The organism is Methylorubrum sp. GM97, from assembly GCF_024347855.1.
GTDB classification, from domain to species: domain Bacteria; phylum Pseudomonadota; class Alphaproteobacteria; order Rhizobiales; family Beijerinckiaceae; genus Methylobacterium; species Methylobacterium extorquens.
Genome location: NZ_AP025942.1, coordinates 680,467 through 700,000 on the forward strand (window position 1 = coordinate 680,467; position 19,534 = coordinate 700,000).

15 protein-coding genes and 2 pseudogenes (1 of these 17 cut by a window edge) are annotated in these 19,534 nt (G+C 64.8%); 6 read left to right on the forward strand and 11 right to left on the reverse strand.

Annotated features, from left to right (window positions below; all coding sequences use genetic code 11):
- Positions 1 to 418: 418 nt before the first annotated feature.
- The 4 genes and pseudogenes from MSPGM_RS03265 to MSPGM_RS03280 form a co-directional block, all read right to left on the reverse strand.
- Positions 419 to 1,129 (reverse strand): annotated as a pseudogene (locus MSPGM_RS03265) (IS110 family transposase); the annotation flags it as partial.
- Positions 1,130 to 1,552: 423 nt separating this feature from the next.
- A complete protein-coding gene (locus MSPGM_RS03270) occupies positions 1,553 to 3,061 on the reverse strand; it encodes a LuxR C-terminal-related transcriptional regulator (RefSeq protein ID WP_261926158.1) in 1,509 nt (502 codons plus the stop codon).
- A 422-nt stretch (positions 3,062 to 3,483) separates the two neighbouring features.
- On the reverse strand, positions 3,484 to 4,851 hold the full coding sequence (locus MSPGM_RS03275; protein ID WP_261926159.1) for a TadE/TadG family type IV pilus assembly protein: 1,368 nt from the start codon (positions 4,849 to 4,851) through the stop codon (positions 3,484 to 3,486).
- Positions 4,852 to 5,041: 190 nt separating this feature from the next.
- The gene (locus MSPGM_RS03280) at positions 5,042 to 5,443 is read right to left on the reverse strand and encodes a response regulator (RefSeq protein ID WP_261926160.1); all 402 of its coding nucleotides are present in this window, start codon (positions 5,441 to 5,443) and stop codon (positions 5,042 to 5,044) included.
- Between the two features lie 519 nt (positions 5,444 to 5,962).
- Between MSPGM_RS03280 and MSPGM_RS03285 the strand changes: the two genes are divergently transcribed.
- Positions 5,963 to 7,146 (forward strand): IS3-like element ISMex5 family transposase gene (locus MSPGM_RS03285; protein ID WP_209688052.1). Its coding sequence is split into 2 segments (ribosomal slippage): positions 5,963 to 6,227 and positions 6,227 to 7,146, totalling 1,185 coding nucleotides; the frame shifts between segments, so codons are not numbered across the junction.
- A 36-nt stretch (positions 7,147 to 7,182) separates the two neighbouring features.
- Here MSPGM_RS03285 and MSPGM_RS03290 read toward each other — a convergent pair.
- The 3 genes and pseudogenes from MSPGM_RS03290 to MSPGM_RS03300 form a co-directional block, all read right to left on the reverse strand.
- A pseudogene (locus tag MSPGM_RS03290) lies at positions 7,183 to 7,362 on the reverse strand (transglutaminase N-terminal domain-containing protein); the annotation flags it as partial.
- A gap of 18 nt (positions 7,363 to 7,380) precedes the next feature.
- Positions 7,381 to 8,289: an alpha/beta hydrolase family esterase gene (locus MSPGM_RS03295; protein WP_261926161.1), complete on the reverse strand. Its 909-nt coding sequence runs from the start codon at positions 8,287 to 8,289 to the stop codon at positions 7,381 to 7,383.
- Positions 8,290 to 8,334: 45 nt separating this feature from the next.
- The gene (locus MSPGM_RS03300; RefSeq protein ID WP_261926162.1) at positions 8,335 to 8,688 is read right to left on the reverse strand and encodes a hypothetical protein; all 354 of its coding nucleotides are present in this window, start codon (positions 8,686 to 8,688) and stop codon (positions 8,335 to 8,337) included.
- A 608-nt stretch (positions 8,689 to 9,296) separates the two neighbouring features.
- Between MSPGM_RS03300 and MSPGM_RS03305 the strand changes: the two genes are divergently transcribed.
- Positions 9,297 to 9,656: a DUF1476 domain-containing protein gene (locus MSPGM_RS03305; protein WP_261926163.1), complete on the forward strand. Its 360-nt coding sequence runs from the start codon at positions 9,297 to 9,299 to the stop codon at positions 9,654 to 9,656.
- 135 nt (positions 9,657 to 9,791) lie between these two features.
- Here the strand turns inward: MSPGM_RS03305 and terL are convergent, their stop codons facing one another.
- From terL to MSPGM_RS03320, 3 genes are read right to left on the reverse strand one after another with little or no spacing between them, the layout of a single operon-like run.
- Positions 9,792 to 11,249, reverse strand: coding sequence for a phage terminase large subunit (gene terL / locus MSPGM_RS03310; RefSeq protein WP_261926164.1), 1,458 nt, complete (start codon positions 11,247 to 11,249; stop codon positions 9,792 to 9,794).
- An 11-nt stretch (positions 11,250 to 11,260) separates the two neighbouring features.
- Complete coding sequence (locus tag MSPGM_RS03315) at positions 11,261 to 11,815, reverse strand: DUF5681 domain-containing protein (protein ID WP_261926165.1); 555 nt, start codon at positions 11,813 to 11,815, stop codon at positions 11,261 to 11,263.
- Positions 11,808 to 13,274, reverse strand: coding sequence for a site-specific DNA-methyltransferase (locus tag MSPGM_RS03320; protein WP_261926166.1), 1,467 nt, complete (start codon positions 13,272 to 13,274; stop codon positions 11,808 to 11,810). Before MSPGM_RS03320 ends, MSPGM_RS03315 begins: the two co-directional genes overlap by 8 nt.
- Positions 13,275 to 14,185: 911 nt before the next feature.
- On the opposite strand from MSPGM_RS03320, the gene MSPGM_RS03325 reads away from it, so the two are divergent.
- Complete coding sequence (locus MSPGM_RS03325; RefSeq protein ID WP_261926167.1) at positions 14,186 to 14,353, forward strand: hypothetical protein; 168 nt, start codon at positions 14,186 to 14,188, stop codon at positions 14,351 to 14,353.
- Positions 14,354 to 14,497: 144 nt separating this feature from the next.
- Here the strand turns inward: MSPGM_RS03325 and MSPGM_RS03330 are convergent, their stop codons facing one another.
- Complete coding sequence (locus tag MSPGM_RS03330) at positions 14,498 to 14,728, reverse strand: hypothetical protein (RefSeq protein WP_003603224.1); 231 nt, start codon at positions 14,726 to 14,728, stop codon at positions 14,498 to 14,500.
- 473 nt (positions 14,729 to 15,201) lie between these two features.
- Here MSPGM_RS03330 and MSPGM_RS03335 point away from each other — a divergent pair, with 473 nt between their 5' ends.
- The 3 genes from MSPGM_RS03335 to MSPGM_RS03345 all read left to right on the forward strand — a co-directional run.
- The gene (locus tag MSPGM_RS03335) at positions 15,202 to 17,355 is read left to right on the forward strand and encodes a methyl-accepting chemotaxis protein (protein ID WP_043707596.1); all 2,154 of its coding nucleotides are present in this window, start codon (positions 15,202 to 15,204) and stop codon (positions 17,353 to 17,355) included.
- Positions 17,356 to 17,478: 123 nt separating this feature from the next.
- Positions 17,479 to 18,129 (forward strand): hypothetical protein, encoded by a 651-nt coding sequence (locus MSPGM_RS03340; protein WP_261926168.1) that lies wholly within the window; start codon positions 17,479 to 17,481, stop codon positions 18,127 to 18,129.
- 1,073 nt (positions 18,130 to 19,202) lie between these two features.
- On the forward strand, positions 19,203 to 19,534 hold the 5' end (the start) of the coding sequence (locus tag MSPGM_RS03345) for a helicase-related protein (protein ID WP_003603229.1). 1,813 nt of this gene lie beyond the right edge of the window; the window shows 332 of its 2,145 coding nt (coding positions 1-332); the start codon lies at positions 19,203 to 19,205; its stop codon lies off the right edge, out of view.

Consider the following 19,534-nt stretch of genomic DNA (forward strand, 5'->3'; position numbering starts at 1 on the left):
ATCTGACCGAAGCCAGTCGGCCTGCTTCAGTGCAACTACGATGGCGAACCGGACACAACAGCTACGACTTTGAGAAGCGTCATGCCGGCGGAGACCTGCTACCTTCTTTCGATCTTCAACACATTCATCGAGAGGGCATGTACGGGTCCGGCGTCCCTGGATTGATGGGTGGGTCCGCTATCAGGCTGCGCTTGAGCTCCGACACGATGCGCATGGCGGGGCCCGCGCTACAGGTGCTGCGAAGCCCCGTCGCCGGGTATTCCTCCTTCGGGTCGGTGACGAGGTCGAACGCCTTGGGGGAACCGAGCTTGGCGGGCGATGTCCACCAATCCCGCTGCTCGTCGTAAAAGACGAACTTCCAGTTCCTCTGACCTGACCGGTATTTTGGACCGAGCTGAGTGAACGACTGTCTTGCTAGTCAAGCGGGTTGCCATGGCGTTCTGTCTCTCAGGGTGGCGTTGAGGATGGTGATCAGCTGCCGAGCGGTGGCAATCAGGGCGACGAGCTTGGGCTTACCGGCTGCGATGAGCCGGTCACGGAAGGTTTTCAGCGAGGCGTTGTGACGGCGGGCCACCATGGCCCCCATGAACAGCGCCGTGCGAACAGGTGCGCGGCCGCCTGCGATGAAGCTCCTCCCTCGCCACTGACCGGATTGCCGCGTCCAAGGGGCCAAGCCGACCAGCGCGGCGACTTGCTTTCAGTTGAGGCTTCCAAGCTCGGGCAGCTCCGCGATCAGGGTTCGTGCGATCGTCGGTCCAACACCAGGAACGGAGGTCAGGAGGGTCTCCTTCCTGCGCCATTCAAGCGACCGGTCTACCTCTGCATCGATCGTGCGGTCGATCACACTCTGCTCCTGCTCCAACGCCTCTATGACGCGCCGGACGCTGTCTCGAATGCACGATGGAGCTTGGCTCGCTCGCTGCCGCTCGGACGCGATCAGTCCTACGATCTGACGGCGTCTTGTGACGAGATCAGCCAAGGCCTGAGTCTCGGCATCGGCCCGAGCGCCAACGGGTGGGTTGGTGGCCGCCGCGAACCGGGCGATCACGGTGGCGTCGATGCGGTCGGTCTTGGCGCGTTGGCCCAAGGCGTGAGAGAAAGCACGGACCTGTGCTGGGTTCACGATCACCCTCGATCTGGCGCAGCTTCAGCACGACCTGCTCCGCGCTCGTCATCTGTCCTCGTCGCATGTCCAACTCCTCCGGTCCTGGCTGATCCTCTGAATCAGCCCTGTCCAAAGCCAGTCGGTCAGGTCACCGCATGGTGCTGCGCTAACTAGTGCCAGTCCTATAAGGGAAGATTGCGGCTTGTAAGATCATGGTAGCCAACTGTTTGACGTTAGCACCGCTTCGCTTTCCGGCTTCGGCCACGATGTCGAACGCGCACGTCAGCCGCGTGCTGCAAGCAATACGATGCGGCGGGCTGATCTCGCTTCGGGGCGCAGCTTGCAAATCCCCGCGCCGCGGCGGCTGTGCCAGCTCGCGGAGTTCGAGGCCGGGTACCTCTCAGGCCCATGGCGGTCTGCTTATCCACGCGGGCGCCGGGCTGCAACCTAGTCGCCATCCTGAACGACAGGGCGCACGCCGGCTGTGGTCGCTATCAGAACAGCCTCGGGTAGAGAGTGGGCGCCGAGCGCCTCCATGATCCGTGCCCGGTGGATCTCCACCGTGCGCGGGCTCAGCCCCAACGTGCGGGCAATGGTCTTGTTGGTGCCGCCCGCGAGCAAGCCCTCCAGTACGGCGCGCTCGCGGGCTGTCAGAGCTGCGATCCGGGCACGGGCCTCGTCGACCCCGCGAGCCCGATCAGCTTCGGCGTGGATCTCGGCGAGTGCGGTCTTGACGGCGAACAGCAGCGCCTCCAATGCCCAGGGGGCTTCGAGGAAATCGACCGCTCCTGCCTTCATGACGCGGACCCCGAAGCCGACATCACCTCCGCTCGCGCCGACCGCCACCACGGGCAGGTGTGCACGTGCCGCCTTAAGCTGGCTGACAACAACTAGGTCGCCGGCTTCCTCTAGGTTGAGCACGACACAGCCGGGTATCAGCGAGCCCGCCATTTCGAGGAGGGCCTGAGCGCGCGCAAAGTCTCGCACCTCGTAACCGGCGGCCTGTAGGGCCCCGCCGAGGCGGTGCCGGGCGTCATCGTCGACCGCAACTACGTAGGCGCACAGGCTGGTGTCGGTGGTGATGTCCTGCGCGATCCCGCCCGCTGACCGGCTCCGTCCGTCGATGCCTGGGATCGGGAAGAAGGTGTCGCGGATGCGGCGCACCGCGTGGTCTGAGGCGCGTTGAATGCGGTACTCCAGAACCAGCGTCTCACCACCGCCGGCCCGCTCCAGCGCTCGTGCCGCGGCGTCGCGGTCTTCCGGGTGAACGCTGGCGAGCCAGTTCGTAATGTCCGGCATGTCCTCGACGGGCCTGCCCCAAACCTGTGCGAAGGCCTGGCTGAGATAGTCGAGCTGCCCGCTTTCCAGATCGGCCAGCCAGAGCACGTTCGCCGAATGCTCGGCAAAGCGCCGGAAGCGTTCCTCGGTCAATCGCAAGGCACTCACCGTCTGCAGGCGGTCGATCACCGGCCCCAGGATGATGGCGTAGGTGCGCAGGAACTCGGTGTCCTCGTTGCTGAAGTCGCACGGTTCGGTCGCGTCCACCTGCAGCAGGCCGTAAGCCTTTCCGCCGGGCACGAAGATCGGTACGTTGGCCAGCGCCACCACGCCAGCCTCCCTCATGAACTCGGGGACCTCGAAGCGCTCCTCCTTGTGGATGTCCCGCGTGATGATTGGCGTGCCTTCCTTGATCGCGAAGGTCTCGGACGAGGGCTCTCTCATGGATAGGCGCAGCCGACCAACGATGCCCGGATCCCAGCCGACGCCCGCCCGCACGAGCAGGCTTTGCCCGCCCTCTTGGATCTCTAGGATTTTGGCGCGCGTGGTACCGAGAGCCTTGGCGACGAGACGGCAGGCTTCGGCCAGCACCTCATCGACGCTCTGGCTACGTAGGGCGAACTCGCCGAAGTCGGCCAGCACCTGCTGGCGCTTCATCATCTGCTTTTGGCTGGGCATCGAAGTTCCCCGGCACTGAGCGATCGGGCGCTCGTCAGCGAAGAATATGGCTCAGAACGCTCGCAGAAGCCCACTAATCCAGTGAACGCAGTACCAGGGCCGCGGCTATGCCATCCGCCGGGACGACCCTGCCGAGCATTTGGGCGGCCTCTCCGCTTGTTCCGCAAAAACGGTTTGGCACGCCGGAACGCTTTGTCTTGCGATGACGATCCGTCGCTGGAAGGTCCGCTGTACCCATAAAAATAGTCTTTCGTTGATTACTCAACGAATGCCTTCCAAGGGTGGATCGCGGTCATACGTTGGTCGCTAGCTCAACGTCGGGATTGCTGGTCGAAGCAGACGATACGGCATTTCGCCCTGCCTCCCACAATCAGAGAAGCCTGAGAGAGCACTGCCGAGATGGTGGCGCTCTACGGTCCATGTCACTGGCTGAGCAGAAGTCGCCCCGAGACAGGGCCAACCCCCTTCGGCACCGGCACGCTGGAGTTGCCGTAGTTGGCGTTGAGAACGAGGTTCGGCCCCTCGTAGAGATTGATCTGCTGGGCTACCACGACGGTGTAGGCCGACATATCAGCCACCGGGCGGCTGGCATCGATCACCAAGCGCCCGCTCGGCAAATAGATGGTGCCAAGCACGTTGCGGGCATTGTCGCTGATGATGCGGTAGATGCGCATCGGCTTGGTCGCGGCCAAGGGCGGAGGGGTCGGCGTAATCACGTCACCGAGCAGAGTATCGACTAGGTCGGCCGGGTCGGTCGGAGCGGTTACCGTTCGCTCCTCACTCATCAGCAGCCCAGCCATGACACCAGTGGTCGGCGCCGACAGGCTGATGGTGGTCCTCTTGTCGAACAGGAGCCCCGCGTTGTCGCCGGTGAAGTAGAACGCCACGCCGGTGCCAGTCAGCGTGGCCTTCTTGTCCACGATCAGCGGACCGTCCTTCATCACGTAGATGCCCGGCCGCAGGGTCACCACGGAGTCCTTGGTGATCTTGAGGCCGCCGCAGTAGGTGCCGGGGCTGAGCGTGTAGTTCGTCGGGACCGGGTTCTTCCCCTTGCTCTTGCCGGTCATGGCATCGAGGGTCTGCATAAGGTTAGGAAAGTTCACACAACTGCCGACAGGCGGCGCGGGACGATCGGCCAGCGGATCGGTGATGACGGGGCAGTTGGTTTGCGGATTGGGCGTGAAGTTGGCCCGGTCGTCCTTAAAGCCACCGGCCGAGCAGATGGTCTGCGCCCGCGCCATCGAGTTGTTGCGCCCGACCATCCCACCCGAGTTGCTAGAGTTGGAGTAGAGCGCACAATCGTAGGCCGTGACCTGCGCACTCTTTTCGAGGTTGAACGCACCGGCCGCAGCCGCGTCGAGCGCGAGCATGCAAAGGCGCATCTTGCCAACGACGCTGGCCTTCGCTTTGGCCGAAACCTTGGACTCCGACATGCCGACGAACGGCCCGAAGGAGAGGTGGACGGTTTGTTCGACTACGGCCGTCACGCTGGTTTTGTCGCTGGCGACCTCAACCTGGATCGTGACGGGATTTTTGGCGCTGTCCTTGATCTCGTCCTGGATGGTCTGAGTGGTCAGGCCGACGACCGAGGCGGTGTTGGAGACGACGAGCTTGAGGGCGTTGCCACCGGCCATCACACCGGCGTCGGTGGCCTGCTGAATGTGGCTCTGAGCCGAGACCAGCCGGGCATAGTCGATCGCCCCACCCACGAGTCCCATCAGGGTCGTTGCGGCGAGCGCGACGATGACGGTGACTGTGCCGCCGCTATCCCGATGGAAGGTGCTGGCCATGCGGTAGGTCGGCGCCAGCCTGCTCCACAAACGCCCGAAACCGTGAACCAAGATGACCTTCCGAGTGTCTTTTCTTCAGCTTCGCTCTAGCATCAGCAACTTAACAGGGTACCTACGGCTCTTGTGCTGCCCGGACACCCATAATTTAAGCGTTGGCAAGTAACCCAAATTAGGCATGTCGGAGCTGCCGCTATTCGGTGCACAATTTGCTTTCGGCGCAGCGAAGTCTGGGAGACACATGCGCGCGGCTTCGCCCCCATCCTGAACTATCGTTAACGGACGGTTTCGCAGATCGAAACGAGCATCCTCCCTCGCGGCGCAGGCTCCGCTGGTCGTGACTCGTCACCATGACCGTGGGGACGTTGGTGAGGCCGGGAATGCGCCGCACCGCCCGGATGAACGCGACGCCGTTCATGCCCGGCATCTCATAATCGGTGATGACGACCCCGATCTCGGACGCCCGCGCCTCCGCAAAGGCGAGCGCCTCGGCCGGCACGGTGAAGGCCTGCGGCGTGCAGCCGGCGAGCGGCCGCAACGAGGCGACCATCACCAGGTTGTTCATCTCGGCATCGTCGCGGACGAGAGCGAGCATCGAGTTTTGTCCCAGGCCTGTTCGGCCCCCATCGCCCGTCCGGCTGATATGATGGCGACCCGGTGACGAACTGGTTCAGCAAAGCCTCGGTATTTTGCCGAAGAATGAAGCCGGCGCGCCTTTCTCCAAGTCGCGGCGGCGCATCATGCTCAAGGGTTAGCCGCGCATTGTCACAATGCTTGAAACCAGCTTCGGAAGCGACGTAGTGGGGCGGAATGCTTGATGCTGGGAGGCTTCGACGCCGCCCGTCGCGGCTAGCCGCAGCCCGCGCAAGAGGGGGCTCGGCCGTGTACTGCTCAGCTCTTTCGACAATCTGATGAAGACTTCGTTAGCTCGCATTCAGCATAGGCCTGCCAGAAGCTCCCTCGCCAGGTGCCAATCCGTCCCGGACCAAGCTGCATATCAGGGGAAGCGAAAGGGACAGGAATGGCTGAAGGAACTTCCCGGACAGCTCTGATCCGCCCCCACTGAAGTGGTCCGCCCTGAGGTATGGCTTTTGAGCCAGATGAGGACGGACAGATGGGAACGAAGCGGCACAAGCCGGAAGACGTGGTCGCCAAGCTGCGGCAGGTGGATGTTCTGGTCTCGCAGGGCCAGAGCGTGGCGGAGGCGATCCGGGCCATCGGCGTGACGGAAGTGACCTACTACCGCTGGCGCAAGGAGTACGGCGGCCTGAAGAGCGATCAGGTTCGACGGATGAAGGACCTGGAGGTTGAGAACCAGCGGCTGCGCAAGGCGATTGCGGATCTCACCCTCGACAAGCTGATCCTGCAGGAGGCCGCTCGGGGAAACTGACCAGCCCCGCGCGCCGACGCGCCTGCATCGCGCATGTCATGAACGTCCTAGACGTCTCCGAGCGCCGCGCCTGTCGGGCGCTCGGGCAGCATCGCTCGACGCAGCGCAAGGTGCCGCGGGGAAGAGAGGATGAGGCCGCGCTGACAGCCGACCTCGTGGAACTGGCTCGCCAGTACGGGCGCTACGGCTACCGGAAGATCGGTGCATTGCTGAAGGCGGCGGGCTGGTTCGTCAACGACAAGCGGGTCGAACGGATCTGGCGGCGCGAGGGGCTGAAGGTCCCGTCTCGGCAGCCCAAGCGCGGCCGCATCTGGGACGGGGATGGTTCCTGCCTGCGATTGCGGGCGGAGCGTCGCGATCACGTCTGGTCCTACGACTTTGTCGAAGCCCGCACGCACGAGGGCCGCAAGTTCCGGATGCTGAACGTGGTCGATGAGTTCACGCGGGAGTGCCTAGCGATCCGCGTCGCACGCAAGCTGAAGGCGGCGGACGTGATCGACGTGCTGTCCGACCTGTTCATCCTGCGCGGCGTGCCCAGCCATATCCGCTCGGACAACGGTCCGGAGTTCATCGCCAAGTCCGTGCAGGCCTGGATCACCGGTGTCGGCGCCAGAACAGCCTACATCGCACCCGGCTCGCCATGGGAGAACGGTTACGTCGAGAGCTTCAACGCACGACTACGGGACGAGCTTTTGAACGGTGAGATCTTCTACACGCTCAAGGAGGCGCAGATCGTGATCGAGAGTTGGCGTCTACACTACAACAGCGTGCGCCCGCACGCCTCGCTCGGCTACCGACCACCGGCCCCGGAGGTGTTCGTGCCGGCCTTCACCGCTTGGCCGGCTGCGCTCACTCGGTCGGCTCCGCCGGCCAAGCGACCCGTGGAGCAAAGGCCGACCCTGCACTAACTTAGAACTTGGACCACCGCGTGGGGGCCGATCAGCTGCATCCGGCGTTACCGTGATGTCGCTCGAACGCAGCCTGAGGTCCCGGGCCTCTCGCGGGCGCAACATCAGCCGATGCGGTCCAAGTTCGACAGGCTGCCTGTAACGGTAGGTCGTCCGATGGTGGATGCGTAGATCAACCAAGGGACGCTCCTCAGGAACCGCTTCGGGCTGTTTCATCCGGACGGGCAGTCAGTGTCAGTACGCTCCGTCGTCCTTCGCGTGTGTCATGAAGAACCGCAGCATCTCGCGGCTGGCATCAGGACCGGTCGGATCAGTGTGAGAGCCGGACGGGTGGCCGCCGGCCCAGGCATGACCACCGCCGTGCAGGACCCACTGTTCCGACGACCACTTGCCATCCGGTTCAGTCAGGATCGTTCGCGTGTACGCCATTCCGCCATCGGAACGCCCATCGACGGTGGTGATGTTCAGGTCTCCATCGGGCTGCGCCTGGGCGATGGCCTGATCGCCGTTGACCGGTGAGACGGTCGTGTCGCGGTCTCCGTGGAAGACGATAGTCGGTAGCGGATGCGTTGCTTGATGCGGACGGAGCAAGGCGCCTCGGCGCATCGTGGAGAAGGCCACGGACATCGAGCCTGCCGAACCACCCGCCAACCCAGAGTGTATGCCCACGGCAGCATAGATGTCCGGGTAGGCCAGCGCCATGACCGCGGCAGCCGCCCCACCTGAGGACAGGCCGGCAACGTAGACCCTCGCCGGGTCGACATTGAACGCGGCCATGATCTCGCGCGTCAGGCCGGCGAGGATGGACGGCTCGCCCTCGTCGCGCTTCTGGTCCTCGTCCCTGAACCAGTTCCAACTCTTAGCGATGTTGGCCGACCTCGGTTGGTCGGGATAGGCGACGAGGAAGCCCTGCTCCTCCGCCACCCGGTCCATCCCAGTGCCGATGTCAAAGTCTCGCGATGACTGCGAGCACCCATGCAGCATCACCACCAGGGGAAGGAGAGCTCCCTCATACCCGGACGGAACGAGCAAGTCGTAGGCTCGGCTCCCGGCAGCGTTGCCGAACCGCCGTGTCAACGCGCGCGGCCGGTCAATGGATTGTCCCAGCGAACGTGTCGGGGCAATCCGCAGATGTCCGGTCATCAGGGTGCTTTCGTGGAGGGCTCTGCCTGCTGCGACAGGGTCAGGCTACGGCAACGCGCCGATCATGCCCTTGGCCTCGGTCATGGTGTTCTCGCACGCGCGCTTATCGCCCCGATGGTCCTCGTCCGCCGCGCGGATGATAAGGGCTCTGGCCGCTGCCACACCGTCCGCCGTCGAAACCATATTAGGGTCGCTCGGTGCGTTGAGCCGAGCACCCTGTACGCTTCGGGGCGAGCCGGTCTGAAGCGAATGACCTGGCTGTAGGCCCGTGATCTCCACGGCGCCCGCGCTGTCGAGGCGGCGCTCGATGGTCCCGATCTGCTCGGCGCAGGACGAGGCCAGCGCCGGCAGTGGCGCAAATGCGAGTGTGAGGATCGTGAATGTGGCTGCGAAGCGCATCGGGATAAGACTTTCAATGAGGTTGCAGCATCCCGGCTTCACTCGGCGAGCGAAGGCCCCGATGCTGTCCCTCACCGGCCGATGCGAGGGTAGCCTCTATACAACTGCCCTCGCTCCCATCTGTTGCACCGCAACATGAAACGCAGGTCAGGTGCGCGCCAGCGCGCCAGCCACGACATCCTAGGTCTCGGCCGAGGCTCGGTTCGGACTCGCTCCAAGAGCGGAACTTCAACCGCACAAAGGCGAAGGTCCGTTTGTGGCGCACTCCGGCCCTCGGATTTCAGCTCGTTTGCCTTTCACACTCAGCCGCCGGAAGCTCACGCTGGGACCTGAAGCCTATTTATGTTTTATCCTGAGCGACAGCTGATGCTCTCGCGAGTACGCGCTCCTGCCAGATCGACGATGGTCACGCTCAGCAGCCGTACGCGATCTACGTCAAGACTAATCTCACAAAAATAGTCATCTAAGCAGAGGCCAATCCTTATACTTCGCCAGCGCCTCTTGGCTATCAAAGACGAAAAAAGCAATCTCCCTTGCTTTTTCTACAATCGGTCGCATGATGAGCTCTCAATACTCATGCATCCGCCGGCCCGCCATGGAGGGAGAAAATGCTCAGATCATTCGAGGAGCGAGAATGCGCCGAGGAGCTGTTGTTCGCGATCGGCGAAAAGCGACGCTTCCTGAGCAGACGCGCCAGCGCTCAAACCCTAGCCGATTTCGCCATCCGAAGACTTGGCTGTGATGACCAGACAAATCGCGCCTACGCCGAAGTGTTGATCGATGCGATCGTCCATGGTGCCGGCGATGAAAGCCTGCTCGAGAGCGTGCGGACCGATCTCTCGGCCAACTCGGCAGACTTCAGCCTTGAAGAACTCAGAGCTGTCATGATGGGCGGAGGCGATCTGAGTCGCAGATTGGCGCCGGTTGGCTCTTCACACTCGCCGGTCCACCGCTCTGCGCGATTGTAGCCCAACAACGGCAGTGATGGCGGTCACTGCCGAGCACGCCGAAACTGCACTGTGCCGGCCTCGACAGCGTAGGCTCGGGTCTGCAGATGGCGACAAACGTCGGACATCGAGTGAGCAGCGCGGTGGAAGGTACCTCTATCCGAAGCGGTTCCGTGATCGACGGCGCGGGCGCCCTGTAACAGGGTCGCGCCGGGGAAAATCCAGCGCACGCGGACACGACGACCACTCCAGGAACAGCACGAGGCTGTCGACCTGATCGTCATACCGGCCGTTCGGGAATGCCAATAGCTCACGCCGGAACGCCTCTAGCCACGGTGCCTCGCGCGGCAGCTTGTAGCGGCCACTCTCAAGCCGCGGGGTCTGAGCCTCGAGCCGCGTGCGCTTGTCCAGTCTGACGGGCCAATCCACAAAGAGCCGTGCGCGGTTGCGCTCCTCCTGCCTCAGTTGCTGCAGCAGGGAGATGCCCGAGCCGGCATGCTCCACAACCACGACATCAGCGTTCCAGCGGGCGGCAAGCCCCTGAACCCGCCGCTTCAGGTCCGGGAAGTCCAGCCGCTGCCGCTCCAAGTCAAGCAGGTGCCAACAGCCATCGTGGAAGCCGAAGGTCTGGCCGACCGAAAAGTCGCTTGTTGGCTCCGCCGTCAGCGCCGTATCCCAGCTCTGAACCACGCACTGGTAGGACTCCCGCGGCAGCGGTGTGTCGTAGCTGCCAAACCAATCCCAGCGGATCCGGTTGCCGCCGGGTGGCGTCGGATCCTGCTGGTACTGCGCGGAGAAGGCAGCGCCGCCCATGCTGACACGCAGCTCTTCCAGAACCTGTCGCGGCTCGCGCTCCGGGCACAGCACCGCATCCTTGCTGCGGTGATGAACCTCGCCGAAGCCAATTGGCACCGCTTCCTCTTGGAGGGCGATCGCCGGCAGGTTGAGGTGCTCGAACTGGCCGGAGTTGATCAGGTAGCCGGCAAGGTCGTCCTCGTGCAGCCGCTGCTGGATGGCCACGATGCGCCCGCTCGCCTTGTCGTTCAGGCGTGAGAGCAGCGTCTGCTCGTAGTAGGCCCTCACCTCCTCACGCTTGGCCGGTGACGAGGCGTCGCTTGCCTTCATCAGGTCATCGATGATGATGAGGTCGGCGCCAAAGCCTGTGCCAGCACCGCCGAGTGAGAGCGCCTTGCGGCCGCCCTTTGCGGTGGTGATCTGCTCATCCTCGCGGTTGCCGCCCACCGCCAGCCTCGTGCGGGGGAACAGCGCTCTGTACCAGTCCTGTCCCAGCAGCAGGCGGAAGTCACGGGCGTGCTTGGCAGCCAGTTCGCCCCCGTAGCTCGCGACCATGATCTTGAAGCTGGGATCTCGGCCGAGCAGCCAAGCTGGGAAGGCGACGGCGGTGCAGATCGATTTGAGATGCCGAGGCGGCACGGTGATGAGCAGGCGACGGCACTCGCCGCGCGCGACCCGCTCGAGCGCGTGCGTCATCGCGCGCACGTGCCAGGCCGGAGTGAAGCTGTCGCCGGGATGCAGGCCGGCGAACGCCTTCCACGTGAAGAAGTAGAGGTACTCGCGCAGGAGGGCGTCGCGCAGCTGGGTATCGTGGTACACGGCGCCTCTCCTCAGTGGCAGGTCGGTGAAGGCGGTGACGCACCGAGCCCCTGCTGTTGCAGGCCGGGTTCATCCGAGGCGTCCGCCTCATGGTCAGCAGACGGGCTGACTCCAGCCGCTTCACCAATCGGGGCTCCAGCCCGGATCATCGCGGCAAAGCTTGCGATGATCTGTCGGTCCGTCGCGTCGATCGGGTGCGCCGAGGCCGACATCAGATTGGAGGACAAGGCAGCCTCAGCTGCGGCGGTGCTGCTCATCTCGCGCAACAGAAGGCGCGTCGCGCCAAGCTGGCCGCGGCAGGAGGCGTCGACCAGCTGCCGGCTCATGACCTCACGCTTGGTGAGGCGCTTCTCGCGCCCACCTTCCCGCACGACGACGATGCGGTCGAGCTCACGTTCGACCGCATCGTTGAGGTTCTTCGGCTTCCTGGGCCGGCCCTTCGGGTTGCCGCACTGGCCCGGCTTGAACCGGCTCGCATGCGGAGGCCGACCGTAGCCAACCTCGTAATCCGCCGATCCGGGCTCGTCGGCGCTGAGAGGCGCTCTCGGTCGCTGCCGCTTAGACATGGCTCTCCTCCCGCATCACCATGCTAAGCTGCGTCTTTGCGGAAGGCTGGCTTGCCGCGGTGCTGACGGCGGCTGAGCGTCCCTCGTCCCGGTCAAGGCTGGCCGCCTGCTCCGCGAAGGTGGCTCCGGTGATCGCGTGCACCGCCGCTCGTCCTGTCAGCGACTGCCACCGTCGCACCGCGACATCGACGTAGAGCGGGTCGAGTTCAATGCCGTAGCCGACTCGCCCCGCCCTCTCGGCCGCGATCAGCGTCGTGCCCGAACCGCAGAAAGCATCGAGCACGCGCTCACCGCGACGGGTGCAGTCCTTGATCGCATCGATGACCAGAGCCACTGGCTTGACTGTCGGGTGCGAGGACAGCTCCTGCATGCGGTGGCGGCCGAAGGTGTTCACACCGGCATAGTCCCAGACGTTGGTGCGGTAGCGGCCGTGCCGGCCAAGCTCGACCGTATTGAGGTGCGGAGCGCCGGGCTTGCGCAGCACGAAGATGAGCTCGTGCTTGGAGCGGTAGAACGAGCCCATGCCGGCGTTGGTCTTGTTCCAGACGCAGATGTTGAGCTGCTCCAAGCCGGTCTGCCGTGCCGCCGTGCTCAGCTCGAATACGTGCCGATGATCCATGGCCAGATACATCAGGCCGCCGGGCACCAGCCGCTCGCGCAGATGTGCTATGGCCTGATCGAGGAAGGCGACGAACTCAGCTTCGCTCATCTCGCCTGAGGCCATCGCGAACTCACGATGCTGCACCTTGCCCGAACCGCAGACATGCCCGGAGACAGGAACGTTGTAGGGCGGATCGGAGAACACCATCCGCACACTCTCGCCTTGCAACAGCGTGGCGTAGCTGTCCGCCTCCAGAGCCGAGCCGCAGAGCAGACGATGCGGACCCAACTGCCAGAGGTCGCCCAGCTGCGTGACGGCAGGGCCGGCCGCCAGCAGCGGACAGGCATCGGCAGGGTCGGTGGCTGCCTTGGCGGTGGGCGGATCGAGGATGAGGTCGATCTCGGCGGTCTCGAAGCCGGTCAGCTCGAGTTCGAAGTCGAGCTCGAGCCCGGTGAGTTCGGACAGCTCCATGGCGAGCGCCTCTCGGTTCCAGCCGGCATTCTCAGCCAGCCGGTTGTCAGCGAGACGGAAGGCGCGCAGGCGCTCCGGGGAGAGGTGCCCGGCTCGGATGACGGGCAGACGAGGCAGGCCGAGATGTTTGGCGGCCAGCCAGCGGCCATGGCCTGCCACGATGGTGTTGTCGGCGGCGGCGATGAGGGGCACGAGGAAGCCGAACGCGCGCAGACTGGCTGCGATCTGCGCGACCTGCTTGTCGGAGTGCTGTCGCAAGTCGCGCGCGTAGGCGGTCAGGCTGTCACTGGGAACGAGCTCGATCGTCTCGGCGAGGAAGGTGTTGGGGACCGTCGGATTGGCAGCCGCACTGGTTGAGCTGCGGCGGGAGCGGGGTTGTTTAGGCACGAGTGCCTCCAAGAACATGCACGCACGGTGCGTGCGAGGTTTAGTCGGAGGATCTCAGTGCGAGGTGATCTGGAGAGCGCGCGCGCAGCTTAGGAGCAAGCATGGACGTCCCCAGCTCTCCTTCACGGAGATCCGGATGGATCGTCTGCTCACTTCCTTCAACCCATTAGGCGGAAGCTGGCGACTAAGTACGACGCACCCCGACGCCTCTCTCCAGACAGGGGCTTGAATTTTGCCTGACGTCGTACCTGCCGAGCTTGTTAGCTGCACCCGAGTTCACAGTCAAGAACGAAAGGCGAACGAGGCGCTGTGCGGCTTCCCTGTTGCGTCGCGGAACGTTCCCTGTTTTGACGCGCAGGGAATTTGCCGCCAAGTAATTGTGGCAACGAGCGAACAAGCGCCCTTGAGGAAGCCTCAGCCCTGTTTTGAGGACCGACTTCCCTGTTTCAGCAGAGAGAACAGGGAAAGCACGCGTCTGCGGCAAACAGAGACGGGTTCGCAGCCGACTGCCAGCACCGCCAGAAATTCCAAAAAACCATGAAAGCTGCTGTCGTTTCTTGGAGCGGCGCGCTGCCTGCCGGAGCGACCGCTCCGCCAGCTTCTCAGATCGGCTGGATGCCATCGTCCGTCGGTGGGAATTCCCTAACGTTCCGGACCGCGATCACGACCTCTGAGACCGAAGCGTAGGGAGCGTCCACCGCTTCCGCGTTCCCTCATGCGCTATTCGAGGATGGCGCGGTGTTGGGGTCCGAGCCGTCATCCCCACGCGCCAGCCTCAGATACGGCGCGACGAGCGCCCCTTCGGCGTGGGACAGCCGACCAGTGCACAACGGGCCGTCGGTCCACGTCGATTGGGGAACGACGACCCGACTTGCGCGTCTCATCTTGGAACACCCAGTGAGGACGCGACAATGTCGGTTTTCCAAATTCGCCAGGGCGGAACGGGCGCGATCCTCTGGACCGGCGCGGCCGCCAACGAAATCCAGGCCATGGATGCGATGGCCCATGACGCGGGCTACTACGACCACTCCGATCTTCCGGAGAACATGCGCCGGGGTCTGAAGGTCGAAGCGCTGTAGTTCGGCGCCGCCCGAGGACAGGCATCGGCGGGCAGAACGCAGGGCGGCCGAACCGGGCAGGTCGTGATGGGCACCGCGATCAACGATCGCAACCTCGGCCGGGCAGCAAGCTAGCGCCCGTCGCCTATCGAAGGGAGGGACCGCCTACTGGGAGGCCGTCCCTGTCATGCGCGGCATCGGCATTTGTCGCGTGAATCCGCGCGAAGCCGCCCGTTCGGCGGCCTCCAGCTTCTGCCGGCACTCGACCGCGTCCTGCAGCGCGTCCGAGAGCGCCTGTCGAAGGGCGGCCACGGCATTGCCGCTCGACGTTTCGAGATACTGCTCGACGAGTACGTCCACCGCATCCGCTCGCGCTGCGGCCACCGCGCACACCATGCTCGACCTCTCACTCTGACGAGGGGCGGCGTTTGTTGCAGCAGTGTGGCCCTGTCGAGGCCCCGCCTGCATCTCGGCCCGTTGCAGATGCCGGATAGCGCCGAGCCAAGTGGACCTGACCCAGCTCGAACAACCTCGACGCCTGCCGAGACGCCGGCAGCGTCGGATGGATCAGCGACATCCTGCAGCGAGGCAGTACCAGGAAACACGCCGCCGTGGCGTTGCGGCAGGCGCTTCGAACCCAACAGTTTGGAGGTCGTGCGGCAGGGATACCGTATTGCCTTCCGGGGACGTACGTTTCTAAGTTTCCAACAAGGATGCCCGAACCCTGAGTTGCAGGCATCGCGCGGAACTCACAGAAATCTTGGCGCCCCACTTCTCCGTTAATGGGCAGATCGTCCTTCCGTTATAAAAATTTAAGTCTTGGCACGGCACTGCTTTGCGCTGAAAACTGCAACTTGGTCTGCCGAATTATGATCGCTGCGTCCCGTCTTGGGGTCCGTCTGCCCGCAATGACCATTGGTCTCGCGCTTCTCAGCGCTGCGGCAATGGGGGGTTTGAGCTGGTCATCGGCCAAGTCAGGCCTCATCGAAGCGGCCGGGGCTCGGCTTGAGCTTGCTGCGGCCGCTCGACGCGACGGTATCGAGCTTGTGGCAGACAGAATGCAGGCCGATTTTCTGGCTGCCGCCGGTCACCCGCAGATCGTCTCGAACTTCCCCGATCTCGTCGAGACCCTCGACCCTTCGAAGCCCGATTTTGCCGGCATCGTCGAGGCTTTCCAGAGCCCCCCGACGGTCGAGGCGCGCGTTGCTTTGGACAGCACGCCTGCGACCGCGATGTACGGTCGACGGCACGTCAAGGTGCAGGAAGTGGCCCGCCGCATCGTCGCCGAGCCGGGATATGCCGATCTGATCTTTCTCGATGAAAGCGGACGCGTCGTTTACACGACGACCAAAGGCAACGACTTCGCCAAGTCGCTCGACGATCCGAGCCTCAAGGAAACCGGGCTCGCGCGCCTCGTCGAGCGCTTGAAGAGCCAGGATCCGGGGGCGACGGCGTTCGAAGATTTCGCGGCCTATCCGGTCGGCGGCGGGCCCTCGGCCTTCATCGGCCGGGCCATGACCAAGCGAGCCAACGTCGCCATGGGCACCGCCCAGGCGGTGGAGCGGATCGGCTTCGTCGTCCTTCGCGTGACCCCGGCCCTGTTCGACCGGACGCTCGCCAAAAGGGCAGGTCTGGGCGAGACCGGGCAAATTCTGGCAGCGGGCGCCGATGGCCGTCTCCGCTCGAATCCTCCCCTCAACCCGGCTGTGAAGGCCGGTGCGCCGATCTCGGACCTCGGCTTCTCCGCATCGCAACTCTCGGGCGGAAGCTTCGCCTATCCGGCCGCGGACGGACGCCACATGGCGGCGAGCGCCACGGTTTCGGTCTTGGGCGCGCCGTGGACGGTGGTGGCGGAGCAGACGGAGGCGGAAGCCGTCGGTGCGGTGCAGACCCTTTCGCGCACCCTCGCCCTCACCGCGCTCGTTGTGCTCCTGGGAACGGCCATCCTCGGGCTGCTCCTCGCCCGCTCGATCGTACGGCCGCTCAGCGCGCTCACCCGAGCCCTCACCGCACTCGCCGCTCGCGAGACGCTGGCTGAGGTGCCGGGCAGCCAACGCCGGGACGAGATCGGCGACATCGCCCGCGCCGTGGTGACGATCCGCGACATGTCTCTGGAAGAGGCCGCTCAGCAGCTTCAGACGACGGAAGCCGAACGGCTGCGCGAAGAGCAGGCGCGCCGCACCCTTCTGCGCGACCTCGCCGACCGCTTCGAGCAGTCCGTCGGTGGCATCGTCGCCGGTGTGGCACACGCCGTCGCGGGTCTGCAGGGCTCGGCCGCGACGATGCAAAACGCGGTGTCGGGGACCGCGCAACGCTCGACCAGCGTCGCCGGCGCCGCCCAGCAGACGGCCAGCAACGTCAATGCCGTGGCGGCCGCGGCGGAAGAACTCGGCGCGACCGTCCAGGAAATCGGTCGGCAAGTGGAGCAGGCCACCGGCATGTCCGCCGCGGCCGTGCAGGCGGCCTCCCGCACCGAGGAGACGATGGCCGCGCTCGCCCAGGCCGCGACCCGCATCGGGGATGTCGTCGGTTTGGTTTCGACCATCGCCAGCCAGACCAACCTTCTGGCGCTCAACGCCACGATCGAGGCGGCCCGTGCGGGCGAAGCCGGGCGCGGATTTGCGGTCGTGGCGTCCGAAGTGAAGGAACTCGCCAGCCAGACGGCGCGGGCCACCGACGAGATCGGCCAGCAGATCACCGCGATCCAGGGCGCAACCGAGGGTGCTTCGCAGGCGATCCAAGACATCGCACAGCAGATTCAGGCGATGCGCAGCGTGACGACGAACATCGCGACCGCGATCGAGGAGCAGGGTGCGACGACTCAGGAGATCGTGCGCAGCATGTCTCAGGCCTCGACGGGAACCGTCGAGGTGACGACCAACATCGCCGAGGTCGCACAGGAGGCCGAAGGCGCTGGTCAGGCCGCTCGCGCGGTCGCAACCGCCGCCGATGGCCTTGCGGACCAGTCAGCTGTCCTTCGATCCGAGGTCGAGAAATTCCTGGCCAACGTGCGGGCTGCATAAGGCGACAAACGAACGCGTCCAAGGGCGACAAAGGGCAACGGGTAACAGCCTCGGGCGGAGCGCATCGCCACAGACATCGACGAGTGGTCGCTGTAGGAGCGGGTGAAACGATCCGGCCAAGGCATGAGAACGCTCCAGCCCACGCTCTTCGACGAGGTCTCCGCCCATCTGCCGCTCTTTGACGGCCTGTCAGAGGAAGCCGCCGAACGCCTCGCGGCCGGCGGCTACGGGCGCGGGTTGCTGACGGCCTCGCTCCGGGCACGACTGCGCAAGGCCGGTTTCGCCGACATGGCCGCGCTGGCGCTCGCGTCGCCGGTCGAACTGATGGCAGTACGCAAGATCGGCCCGGTGCGGGTCTCCGCAATCCGGGTCCATCTGCTCCGAGAACTCGCGCGGCTGGTCCCTGGCGCGAGAGTCGACCACGACAGCAGCGCAACAGACCGGCGGCGGCTGAAGCGGCTGCGCGCCATGCCGGGCGAACGATTCGGCTGGGCCGGCGAGACATGCGCCGATCTGGCCGTGAAGCGGTGCGCCGATATCAGGGCTGAACTCGATATCCCCGCGGCCGACCTCGACCGGATCGCGGCGGCACTCACCCGAGCGCTGCTGCCGGAACGGCCGCGTGTGCCCTCCGTTGCGGCTGCGCCCGACGGTGACGCGACGCCGGAGACAACGCGTGCGCGCGAGCGTGCCGAGCTGCTGCGGGAGCAAGACCGCCTATGGGACGCGGCCGCTCCTGAGGCCGACATTCGGCCGGGGCGCGCGGTCCGGTAGGGTGGTGCCGCTGACCGCGTCGCAGCGGGCGTTGATCGCCGGACTCAATACGGCTCGTGGGGGCGATGGACCGGTTGGTCGGCGGCGGCATGCTTCCGGAGGGATGCGAGCGCCGTGCGTTGAGCGCGGGGCAGAGCCGCCGGACTGAACGCCGCTGACCGCCCGTCTACCTCATGCCCGCCTCCAGCGGGTTTCGTAAATCCCACCTTGCTCCGCCCGGCCCAGCCGCGGCGGGGCTTTTTCGTGTGTGCGTCCTGGTGGCTAGGTTTCACGACGCGGGCGATGCGTACGTGCTGCGCTCATGGGCATCACTGTCTCCGACAACACCGAGACAGTCCGCCGCCTCAAGCCAACGCTCAGCCCTGTGATACGCCTGGCAGTCTCGGGAAATACGGGCTGTTGCTGCGGTTCAGAGCAGGAGCGGTCGGGTTCCCCTGTGAGCCGGCCGGCGCCTTCCGGGGCGTGAAGTACGGGTCGTAATCGCTCCAAGACGCAGACTTCGCAGCGTCGGATTTGCGGGCGACCGGCTTCGGAGCGGTTCTCGTCATGAAGGCTTGTCCATCGGTGTGAATAGGCCTTTTAGGCGAAAAGGGTTAACTGCACTGTTACCAAAAGGGCACGGGCGCGCCGGTTGAAATAGACCGATCAAAGCAAGTCATCGGCAGGAGCACCGCAACAATGTCAGCTGTTCACAGCAGCCGAACAACGCTCATAAGACGCGATGAATGCCTCCGCCTCGTGTCGACGCAAGCCCGTGACGACAAGCCCCGCGGTCGAAACCGTCCAGAGACCATCTGAATTCTGCGAAAGGACGAGCTTCGTCACCGGTACCCCCTTTTGGCGGCCAATCGAGCACCTGTTCCAGGCTGCGGTTCCGCACGCGGGTGGCAGCTTACGAATACGGCTCCGGTCGAGCAGCTGACCTTTCCGAGAATCACTCTTTTGAGGCGCCTGCTATCCGCGGCACCTTCTTCCGTCACTCCGGAGAACACCCCGGCCGAAACGGGTTATGAACGGAGCAAGGTGAGGCTGGGAGATCCGGCTTCGGGACAGACGTCGTCGAGAGTGAGTGCATGGCCCGCAAGCGTCTCCGCCCCACAGCCGAAAGCCTGATCGAGGCTGTCGGCCGTCTCGGCCTGTCCCCGGCACAGATCGATGTCGAGGCTCTGCGCATCCACCTCGAGCTGCCGGAATTCGGTGCGGCGGTCGAAGACGAGCGTGTCGCGCTCGCTCTGCGCGAGATGAAGACGGCGCGAGCCTTCGTCGAGACCGGCATTCCGGCCCTGAAGCGAGCGGTCCCTGCCCTCAGGGCGGTGGTGGCCAAGGACCAAAGCATCCGGTGGACCATCCGGGTCGGCATCCCGCTGCTCGATGCCGGTCGCATGGACCTGCGTATCGATGCCGC